The organism is Paenibacillus sp. 2TAB19 (genome assembly GCF_052115185.1).
Classification (GTDB): domain Bacteria; phylum Bacillota; class Bacilli; order Paenibacillales; family Paenibacillaceae; genus Pristimantibacillus.
Genome location: NZ_JBFRGE010000025.1, coordinates 75,949 through 85,271 on the forward strand (window position 1 = coordinate 75,949; position 9,323 = coordinate 85,271).

At 48.8% G+C, this 9,323-nt stretch carries 10 protein-coding genes; 3 read left to right on the forward strand and 7 right to left on the reverse strand.

Features of this window, described 5'->3' with window-relative positions:
* Positions 1-179: 179 nt before the first annotated feature.
* On the reverse strand, positions 180-1,313 hold the full coding sequence (locus AB4Z33_RS13795) for a M20/M25/M40 family metallo-hydrolase (protein WP_442050455.1): 1,134 nt from the start codon (positions 1,311-1,313) through the stop codon (positions 180-182).
* Positions 1,314-1,410: 97 nt separating this feature from the next.
* Here AB4Z33_RS13795 and prli42 point away from each other — a divergent pair, with 97 nt between their 5' ends.
* Positions 1,411-1,509: a stressosome-associated protein Prli42 gene (prli42, locus tag AB4Z33_RS13800; RefSeq protein ID WP_442050456.1), complete on the forward strand. Its 99-nt coding sequence runs from the start codon at positions 1,411-1,413 to the stop codon at positions 1,507-1,509.
* Here prli42 and lipB read toward each other — a convergent pair.
* The 5 genes from lipB to lpdA form a co-directional block, all read right to left on the reverse strand.
* The gene (gene lipB / locus AB4Z33_RS13805; RefSeq protein ID WP_442050457.1) at positions 1,477-2,205 is read right to left on the reverse strand and encodes a lipoyl(octanoyl) transferase LipB; all 729 of its coding nucleotides are present in this window, start codon (positions 2,203-2,205) and stop codon (positions 1,477-1,479) included. The two genes, prli42 and lipB, sit on opposite strands and share 33 nt — an antisense overlap.
* A gap of 18 nt (positions 2,206-2,223) precedes the next feature.
* Positions 2,224-3,582, reverse strand: a complete 1,359-nt coding sequence (locus AB4Z33_RS13810; protein ID WP_442050458.1) for a dihydrolipoamide acetyltransferase family protein — start codon at positions 3,580-3,582, stop codon at positions 2,224-2,226.
* 33 nt (positions 3,583-3,615) lie between these two features.
* Positions 3,616-4,599, reverse strand: coding sequence for an alpha-ketoacid dehydrogenase subunit beta (locus AB4Z33_RS13815; protein ID WP_337101703.1), 984 nt, complete (start codon positions 4,597-4,599; stop codon positions 3,616-3,618).
* Complete coding sequence (locus tag AB4Z33_RS13820) at positions 4,599-5,633, reverse strand: thiamine pyrophosphate-dependent dehydrogenase E1 component subunit alpha (RefSeq protein ID WP_337101702.1); 1,035 nt, start codon at positions 5,631-5,633, stop codon at positions 4,599-4,601. Before AB4Z33_RS13820 ends, AB4Z33_RS13815 begins: the two co-directional genes overlap by 1 nt.
* A gap of 124 nt (positions 5,634-5,757) precedes the next feature.
* Positions 5,758-7,185: a dihydrolipoyl dehydrogenase gene (lpdA, locus tag AB4Z33_RS13825; protein WP_442050459.1), complete on the reverse strand. Its 1,428-nt coding sequence runs from the start codon at positions 7,183-7,185 to the stop codon at positions 5,758-5,760.
* Positions 7,186-7,402: 217 nt separating this feature from the next.
* Here lpdA and AB4Z33_RS13830 point away from each other — a divergent pair, with 217 nt between their 5' ends.
* Positions 7,403-7,702 carry a DUF2627 family protein gene (locus AB4Z33_RS13830; RefSeq protein WP_337101700.1) on the forward strand — a complete coding sequence of 100 codons (300 nt, stop codon included), beginning with the start codon at positions 7,403-7,405 and terminating at the stop codon, positions 7,700-7,702.
* A gap of 217 nt (positions 7,703-7,919) precedes the next feature.
* Positions 7,920-8,087, forward strand: a complete 168-nt coding sequence (locus AB4Z33_RS13835) for a mechanosensitive ion channel protein MscL (RefSeq protein ID WP_442050460.1) — start codon at positions 7,920-7,922, stop codon at positions 8,085-8,087.
* 311 nt (positions 8,088-8,398) lie between these two features.
* Here the strand turns inward: AB4Z33_RS13835 and spo0A are convergent, their stop codons facing one another.
* On the reverse strand, positions 8,399-9,211 hold the full coding sequence (gene spo0A / locus AB4Z33_RS13840; protein WP_442050461.1) for a sporulation transcription factor Spo0A: 813 nt from the start codon (positions 9,209-9,211) through the stop codon (positions 8,399-8,401).
* Positions 9,212-9,323 lie beyond the last annotated feature (112 nt).

Genomic DNA, 9,323 nt, shown 5'->3' on the forward strand with positions numbered 1-9,323 from the left:
CAATTACAAGCTGCTGTCCGACTTCACTGGAGGAACGGCCAATCGTCGCCCTCCTATCGATCTGAAGGTAGTTTCAGATCAATAATCGCTCTGCTAATTACTAAATAAAACAATAAGCCCTCCTGCGGTAACAGCTGCTTAAGCTGATAACCTTCAGGAGGGCTACTTCATCGTATCGATTATCTGCTAACAGCAGCTTGTTTCATAATTTCGACGACCAGCTCGGTAACTTTGACAAGATCATCCGCTTTAATTTGTTCCTTCGTCGTATGAATATGCTCGTAACCCACAGCAAGATTGACAGTCGGAACACCTAATCCATTGAAAATGTTCGCGTCGCTGCCTCCTCCCGAGTGGAAAGTGCGAGGCGTGCAGCCGATTGCGACAATCGCTTGCTTCGCTAGTTGAACGACAGGATCCTCATCATCGTATTGATAAGCGGGGTAGATAATTTCACTTACGAGTTCGCCTCGTGCGCCATACTCAGTTGCGGCGCTTTCCACTGCCTTGCGCATCGCTTCGATCTGCGCATCCAGCTTATGCTGTACGATGCTGCGCGCCTCGGCATCAATCTTCACGTAGTCGCAGACAATATTTGTTGCGCCTCCCCCTTCTAACCTGCCGATATTCGCCGTCGTTTCGTTATCGATACGGCCGAGCGGCATTCTAGCAATTGCTTTGGCTGCAACTTGAATCGCGCTAATGCCGTCTTCGGGATTAACGCCGGCATGGGCCGATTTACCGTACATCTTAATACTCACCTTCGCTTGAGTAGGAGCAGCTACGGCAATATCGCCAACCTTTCCATTCGAATCAAGCGCGTAACCGTATTTCGCGTCCAGCTTCGATGCATCAAGCGCGCGAGCGCCTAGAAGTCCCGATTCTTCGCCGACCGTAATAACGAATTGGATCGGACCGTGGGGAATCGACTGTTCCTGCAACACGCGTATGGCTTCGAATAACGCAGCAATTCCCGCCTTGTCATCGCTTCCGAGTATCGTAGTCCCGTCACTGCGGATATAGCCGTCATCGTCCAATTGAGGCTTAATGCCATTGCCAGGCGTTACCGTATCCATATGACAAGTGAAAAATATGGGCGGAGCGTCCGTTAACCCATCCGTTGCCGCAAGCTTGGCAAACAGATTGTTCGCACCATGGCCAGTCTTCGCAGCAGCGTCGTCTTCATCAATGGACAAGCCTAATGATGTAAACTTCTGCTTTAACACTTTGCTTATCTCCTGCTCGTGCTTCGTCTCGCTATCGATCTGCACCAGCTCCATAAATTCACTCACTAATCGATCTTTTGCAATCATTTACGTTTCCTCCATTCATCAAATTCGTATACAATAGAGACAGAGACAGGCAATACGCAATTTCAAACCTATTATTCCAGAAAGGGGCTGCATGCGCATGGGCAACCGTAAAGTCATTCGTATCGTCGCCATAATTCTTGTATCCGCCATGCTTTTATCGACGTTAATCGCTGGACTCGGCTCTTTGCTGTACTAATTCCGGCACGTCGAACTTAAATTGCTTTGCGAAGAATGGCAGCAACTCTGCAGCTGCTTCCTCCACCGACAGGTCGCGTCCGGTCAGATCATTAAACGATGTGACGCCGTACTCGCCAATGCCGCATGGGACGATGCCGTTGAAGCCTTCGAACGCAATGCCTTCCTTGATATTAAGCGCAAAGCCGTGACTCGTTACGAAACCGCGGCGATTGCGCGCTTTGTTGAACTTCACTCCGATGGCGGCGATCTTCTCGTCGCCAACCCATACCCCTGTATATTCCGGTTTTCTGCCCGCTTCTATACCGTACACGCCAAGCCAATCGATTATCGCCTGCTCCAAGCTACGCAAATACGCATGCAGATCCAATCCTACCGCATCGAGATAAAGAAGCGGATAGCCGACGAGCTGTCCTGGACCATGGTAGGTAATATCTCCGCCGCGGTCGATCTCGTATAAGGAAATACCACGCTCCTTGAGCTCTGATTCATTCAGAAGCAAGTGCTCAGGATTGCGGTCCGATCCAATCGTATAGGTCGGTGGATGCTGAAGAAGGAGCAGCGTCTCTTGACGCTCCTCCCGGTCGATTTGTTTGACGTATGCTTTCTGAAGCTCCCACGCTTCCGCGTAGTCCAGCATAGGTATATAGTGGGCTTCCAACCTTTCTGAGCGTTCTTCGTTGTCCGCAGCAGCCATGTTGGTATTCCCCTTTTCTTAATACAATTTGCTATCTAATGTGAAGCTTTCGAGATTGTCTTTCACCCGCTGCAGGAAACGTCCGCAAATAACGCCGTCCAAGATCCGATGATCAAGCGACAAACACAGGTTAGCCATGGAACGTACCGCAATCATGTCATTAATAACGACAGGGCGCTTCACGATCGATTCGAACGTTAGAATTGCAGCCTGCGGATAGTTAATAATCGGATATGACAATATGGAGCCGAATGAACCTGTGTTGTTCACCGTGAACGTTCCGCCCTGCATATCAGAAAGCGTTAGCTTCCCTTCGCGCGTTTTGCGGGCGAGCTCTTCGATCTCCTTCGCAAGTCCTGCGACATTCTTATGATCGGCATTCTTAATGACCGGGGTCATAACCGAATCTTCCGTGCCGACGGCAAGCGAGATGTTAATATCGCGCTTCACGATGATTTTGTCCACAGCCCAGACGGAGTTCATGATCGGGAAGTCTTTGATCGCATTTACGACCGCTTTAAGCAGGAATGCAAGATAAGTCAGGTTCACGCCTTCGCGCTTCATGAACTCATCCTTCAGCTTGTTGCGGAGCAGCACAAGATTCGTAACGTCTACTTCGATCATAGTCCATGCATGCGGAATCTCACTAACGCTTTGGCGCATATTCCGTGCGATCGTACTGCGAATCGGCGTGACGTCGATGAAGGTCTCGCCGCGACTTGGCGAATTCGAGCCCTCAACCTCAATCTTCGGCAATCTTGGCGATTCGGACAAATGAATACCTGACGACCGAACCTGGGCTTTCGGATCCATGCTTGCGGAAGAGACCGGAGTCGCGTGCCCTCCCCCGCCTGCTTTACCTGCAGCGCCAGATGCGACGTAGGCAAGCACGTCCTTGCGTGTAATTCTTCCGCCTAGACCAGTGCCCGGCACATCAGACAATCGGATGTTGTGCTCGGCAGCCAACTGCTGCACAGCCGGAGAGAACCTGCCTCTCATCGGAGCGTCAGCATCTACGATAGGCGCTCCAGACGTCACTGACAACGCAGCGCTGCCATTAACGGTTGCCGCATTGTTCGTCGATGCTCCGCTAGAAGCTGAAGCATCTGCATCACCAGCTTCGCCTTCAACCTCCATTAGAGCGATCGGCGTCCCGACAGGAACGGTCTCACCGTTCCCAACTAATATTTTCATAAGCGTGCCTGATACTGTGGAAGGCAGCTCGGCGTTCACTTTATCCGTCAAAATCTCGCAGATCGGCTCATAAACATCTACCCAATCGCCAGGCTGCTTCAACCATTTGTCGATTGTGGCCGATACGAGTGATTCCGCAAGCTGCGGCACGACGACTTCGATCATCGTTTTCAATCTTCTCATCCCCTAACTGACAAGCACATGCGTGCCATGCAATTAATACAACGCCAAGTTACGCATAGCTTCTTTCACTTTATCCTTATTAAGCATGAAGAACTTCTCACCCGGCGGATTGATCGGCATAGCCGGCACATCCGGTCCGCATAGACGCATGATCGGCGCGTCTAGCTCGAATAGTAGCTCTTCCGCAATGATAGCCGACACTTCTGCGCCAACGCCGCCTGTTTTGTTGTCCTCATGTACGATCAGCACCTTGCCGGTCTTGCGAACCGCCTCCAGCACCGCTTCCTTATCAAGCGGTTGGATCGTTCGAAGATCGAGTATATGAGTGCTAATACCTTCGTCGGCAAGTTCGGCTGCTGCCTGCTCGATGAAGTGAAGCGGCATGCTGTAGGAAATAACCGTAATATCATCGCCTTCGCGTAATACGTTAGCTTTGCCGATAGGTACAATATAATCGGTGTCAGGCACTTCACCCGTGACAAGCTTATAACACTTCTTATGCTCGAAGAACAGAACCGGATCCGGGTCGCGAACGGCAGCTTTCAGTAAGCCCTTCGCATCATAAGCGCGATATGGCGCTACAATCTTAAGTCCCGGCGTTCCGAAAAATACCGACTCCGGACATTGTGAATGATATAATCCGCCGAAGATGCCTCCGCCGATCGGAGCGCGTATCACGAGCGGACAGCTCCAGTCATTATTTGAGCGATAACGGATTTTGGCCGCCTCGCTTATGATTTGGTTGGTAGCAGGGAACATGAAATCCGAGTATTGCATCTCGGCAATCGGCTTCATGCCATACATAGCAGCTCCGATTGCAACTCCGGCAATGGCTGACTCGGCCAGCGGAGTATCGAGCGCCCGCAGCTCGCCGAACTGTTCCATAAGCCCTTTGGTTGTCGTGAAGACGCCGCCTTTAAGACCAACGTCTTCGCCTAATACGAATACGTCATCGTCGCGCTCCATTTCTTCTTTCATGGCAAGCCTGATCGCATCGATATATTCAATAACAGCCATTATGGAGTCCCTCCTTGCTCTGCATCGCCAGCATAGACGTGAAGCAATGTCGATTCAGGAGTTGGGAATGGCGCTTTGTCGCCGTAAGCCGTCGCTTCATCCAGCACTTTGCGTATACGAAGCTGCAGCTCCTCGTCTTGCTCCTCCGACCAAATGCCGCTATCGATCAAATATTGCTTATATTTCGGAATGCCGTCTTTTGCACGGTTCATGTCAACCTCTTCCTTCGTCCGATAGGCCAGATCGTTGTCCGACGTCGAATGCGGGGAGAGGCGATACATTAATGCTTCTATAAGAGTCGGCCCTTCGCCTGTAACAGCGCGTTCACGCGCTTCCTTCACGACGCGGAACACCTCAAGCGCGTCATTGCCATCCACCTGCAAACCTTTGAAGCCATAACCGATGGCACGATCCGCTACCTTGCCTGCAAGCTGCTTGTGAAGTGGTACGGAAATCGCATATTGGTTATTCTCGCACATGAGGATGACAGGCAGCTTATGTACGCCTGCGAAGTTGCAGCCTTCATGGAAATCGCCTTGATTGCTTGAACCTTCTCCGAAGGTAACGAAGCTGACAAACGGTTTCTTCTTCATCTTAGCCGCGAGCGCAATGCCTACTGCATGGGGAACCTGCGTCGTTACCGGACTGGAACCTGTCACAATACGCAGCTTCTTCGACCCGAAATGCCCCGGCATCTGACGACCGCCGCTGTTAGGATCCTCCGCCTTTGCGAATACCGACAATAACAGCTCTCTTAGCGTCATGCCAACAGCTAGAACGAAGCCATAATCACGATAGTAAGGCAAGTAATAATCATTATCTCGGTCCAGCGCATAAGCCGCAGCAACTTGCGCAACCTCTTGGCCGATACCAGAGACGTGGAAATTGATTTTTCCTGCCCGCTGAAGCAGCAGCATTCGTTCATCGAACTTGCGTGCAGTCAGCATTGTTGAATACATTTCAATTGCTTGCTCATTGCTGAGCCCTAACTCCAAATGACGTGCATTTTGCCCTGTAGAAGCGAATTGGGTCATGAGGGTATTCCTCCCTTTACCAACTATTAAAACCTGGTCCTAAGACTTGATATTATTTATTATAACCGTATTTCCATCAAAAAGAAAACCGTTATTGCATGAGCTTCTCTGATGCAAAGCTGGATTAATACGCAATAGCCCGCCCATCAACGGCTAACATCGCTTCGCCAAGCGCTTCGGCTAATGTCGGATGCGGGTGGATCATCTGTCCGACTTCCCAAGGTGTCGCGTTCAGCAAGCCCGCTAACGAGGCTTCGGAAATCAGATCCGTCGCATGAGGACCAATCATGTGAACACCGAGAATATCATTTGTTTTATTATCGGCAATGACCTTCACGAATCCTTCCGCTTCTCCTAGAACCAATGCTTTACCTATCGCTTGGAACGGAATTTTGCCCGTCTTGATCTCATGTCCCAGCGCCCGAGCCCGATCTTCCGTATATCCGTACGAAGCGATCTCGGGACGCGAGTAGATGCATCTCGGAATGAGATGATGATCGAGCGCCTCGGGTTTGCCGCCATTAATATGTTCAGCCGCGATTAACCCCTCATGTGCTGCGGCATGCGCTAACTGCACGCCGCCGATTACGTCACCGATTGCGTAAATATGCGGCTCGCTTGTTTGTCCGAATGCATTCACGGCAATCGCACCGTTTTTGGTTTGAATATCCGTATTCTCAAGTCCTATACCTTCGATATTCGGCTGCCTGCCAACCGATAAGAGCAGCTTCTCAGCCGTTAACAATACGTTGCCATCCTCGGTAGCGGCAGAGATCGAAACCTCGCCGTCCTTCTGTTCATACGTATCGGTATTTAATTGAATGCCGGTAAGCACTCGTACACCGCGACGACGCAATATCTTGGTCAACTCTGCGGATACATCAACATCTTCGCCTGGTACTAGACGCGCACCCGCTTCCGCAAGCGTTACTTGCACACCGAAGTCTTGCAGCATGGACGCCCATTCGACGCCGATCACGCCTCCGCCGACAATAATAATCGACTTAGGCAGCTTGTCCATAACGAGTGCTTCGTCGCTTGTTAGTATGTATTCGCCGTCTGGCTCTAATCCCGGCAAGGTACGCGGCCTTGAGCCTGTTGCAATAATCAGATTTGTAGAGACGACCGACTCCATCTCACCGTCAGGAAGCTCTACTGCGAGCGACCCGCTTCTAGGCGAAAATATCGAAGGACCGATAACGCGTCCTTTTCCCTCAATGATCTGAATGCCATGTTTTTTCATCAGGCTTCGAAGACCTTTGTGGAGTTGTTCCACCGTCTGCTCTTTGCGGAGCTGAACATTGCCGAAGTTAAGACCTATTGCTCCTTCGGCTACGTCTACACCGTATTTATCCGCCTCTAGAAGCGTCGCATATACCTCTGCGCTGCGCAGCAGCGACTTGCTTGGGATACATCCTTTATGAAGACAGGTGCCTCCAAGCTTATCCATCTCAACGATTGCTACGGATTTGCCTAATTGCGCGGCACGAATCGCAGCAGTATATCCTCCGGGTCCACCGCCTAAAACGGCTACATCCACTTGTATTGCCATTTCGTTCCCTCCATTACTCCTATAAATAATATATGCATGTCCTAACCTGAAATTCGTTGTCGGTCTATCTCACATGAAATCTAACGCAAACCATTCACTTCTATTGTACCTGTTTTCAAAACCTTTTACATCGCCCAATTATGAATTAGACAGCAACTTGCGAAAAAGGTATGATAGTAACAACTGTTTATTATGATCTTCAAGGAGATTCTACGCAATGAAATTATTAATTTCCCGCATTATTGCCATTGTCTTGCTCGTTATACCAGGCTTGCTGGCCTGCTTCGGATTTCTTCGTATGAAAAACGAATTATTCGATTATTTCTCCCAATTCGGCAACGATGCCATTACACCTGACTTCCACTGGCTTTCTTTCCTGCTTGGATTCGTCATGTTCGGTATCGGTGTCGGCTTCATCGGCGGCTGGACCTTTTTCCGAGATCGCAAGCGAAATTATGTCGCAACCCGCTTCAAACCGAAGCGTCCGCGCCCGCCTAAGCCGTCTGCCAACAAATAATGATATTTTCTTTGAACGACGCAGCAGGCTGCAGGAAGAGTAATCTTTCCTGCAGCCTGCTGCTTTTTTTGTAGACAATTAATGAATGATTATCAGCAAAAGTTTACACCCTTCTAACGAATTGGTGCAAATCTTACAATTTCGATCATCTTTTTTTATCTTTATATAATAGTTGAGTTCTATACTGGTCACATAACTTGCGAAAGAGGTGATCCTTATGATGAAAATTGTATTCGATGTAGCAGTAGACGGCAAAGTAAAAGAAACGATTCAGCCTAACGACCTGCGACTCAAAGATATTCATAATTTTGTTCAGGCGCAGTCAACGGCCCTTATTGAGAAATACGGCAGCAATGTGTATTTAAACCGCAGAGTCATCTACTAATTCGAACATGTCCAATAATGAATTCGCATGTTCACTCCTACTTCAAACGCTGCTCCACCCAATATCCTCAGTCACAAATTCATATCGCCCTCATCTCCAACTACTTAAACCATCAATCATTGAAGCGAAAACGAATGAGAAGACTTAGACGAAGCATTGACGAGCGCTGCTCCGCAAGGAAAGCACAAGTCATTCCTAGCTCGTATAAGTCTTCTTTTTTCTTTCCGGCAAATAAAAAAACACTGCTTCTCTACTGGCTGCAAAGAACCAATAGAGAAACTGTGCTTGTAAGATAAACCTTTTGCTTACGATTAAGATACCTTGTGCTCGATTCGCAGCTTGTCCGCAACCATAGCGATGAACTCCGAGTTCGTCGGCTTCGACTTGCTGATATTAATGGTGTAGCCAAACAGATGGCTGATGCTGTCAATGTTGCCGCGCGTCCATGCAACCTCGATCGCATGACGAATTGCGCGTTCGACGCGGGATGGCGTCGTCTTAAACTTTTCAGCGATTGCCGGATACAGCGTTTTCGTAATTGCGCCAAGGATCTCGATGTTGTTGTACACCATCGTAATCGCTTCACGCAAGTATTGATATCCTTTGATGTGCGCAGGAACGCCAATCTCATGAATGATGCTCGTAATGTTAGCATCGAGATTTTTGCCTTTGGCAATTGGAACTACATTCGATTTGATCGATGATGAGCTTGTTGCATAGCTGCCGTTCGTTGTGAACGTCGGATTACCGACAAGCTGACGAATGCGGTTAGCCAGCACATCCATATCGAATGGCTTCAAAATATAATACGAGGCACCAAGCTGAACCGCTTTTTGAGTAATGTTTTCTTGTCCAAAAGCCGTCAGCATAATTATTTTTGGCATTGGGGACAGGTTCATTTCTTTCAAACGCTCTAGTACGCCAAGACCGTCCAAATGCGGCATAATAATATCCAGTATGAGCACATCGGGAATCTTTCTCGTTTCTTCGAGATGTCTCAATACTTCTTCTCCGTTATAAGCAACTCCGCTCACACTCATATCACTTTGTTCGGATATGTATTCCGATAACAAGTTAGTAAATTCTCGGTTGTCATCTGCCAATAATATTTCGATCTTATGCAAGGTCTGGTCCTCCCTTAAATGATATTCATGATTACCTTCCCAAGTTGTCTGCTTTAAAGTTTTCGACATATGGAGGTGAATTCCTTCTGTCGAAAATTATTTTTCTTTATTT

What these genes read in the sequence shown, in the direction of transcription:
- AB4Z33_RS13795 (WP_442050455.1), bottom strand. Translation starts at nt 1,313, where the DNA reads ATGATTGCAAAAGATCGATTAGTGAGTGAATTTATGGAGCTGGTGCAG.
- prli42 (WP_442050456.1), top strand. Translation starts at nt 1,411, where the DNA reads ATGGGCAACCGTAAAGTCATTCGTATCGTCGCCATAATTCTTGTATCC.
- lipB (WP_442050457.1), bottom strand. Translation starts at nt 2,205, where the DNA reads ATGGCTGCTGCGGACAACGAAGAACGCTCAGAAAGGTTGGAAGCCCAC.
- AB4Z33_RS13810 (WP_442050458.1), bottom strand. Translation starts at nt 3,582, where the DNA reads ATGAGAAGATTGAAAACGATGATCGAAGTCGTCGTGCCGCAGCTTGCG.
- AB4Z33_RS13815 (WP_337101703.1), bottom strand. Translation starts at nt 4,599, where the DNA reads ATGGCTGTTATTGAATATATCGATGCGATCAGGCTTGCCATGAAAGAA.
- AB4Z33_RS13820 (WP_337101702.1), bottom strand. Translation starts at nt 5,633, where the DNA reads ATGACCCAATTCGCTTCTACAGGGCAAAATGCACGTCATTTGGAGTTA.
- lpdA (WP_442050459.1), bottom strand. Translation starts at nt 7,185, where the DNA reads ATGGCAATACAAGTGGATGTAGCCGTTTTAGGCGGTGGACCCGGAGGA.
- AB4Z33_RS13830 (WP_337101700.1), top strand. Translation starts at nt 7,403, where the DNA reads ATGAAATTATTAATTTCCCGCATTATTGCCATTGTCTTGCTCGTTATA.
- AB4Z33_RS13835 (WP_442050460.1), top strand. Translation starts at nt 7,920, where the DNA reads ATGATGAAAATTGTATTCGATGTAGCAGTAGACGGCAAAGTAAAAGAA.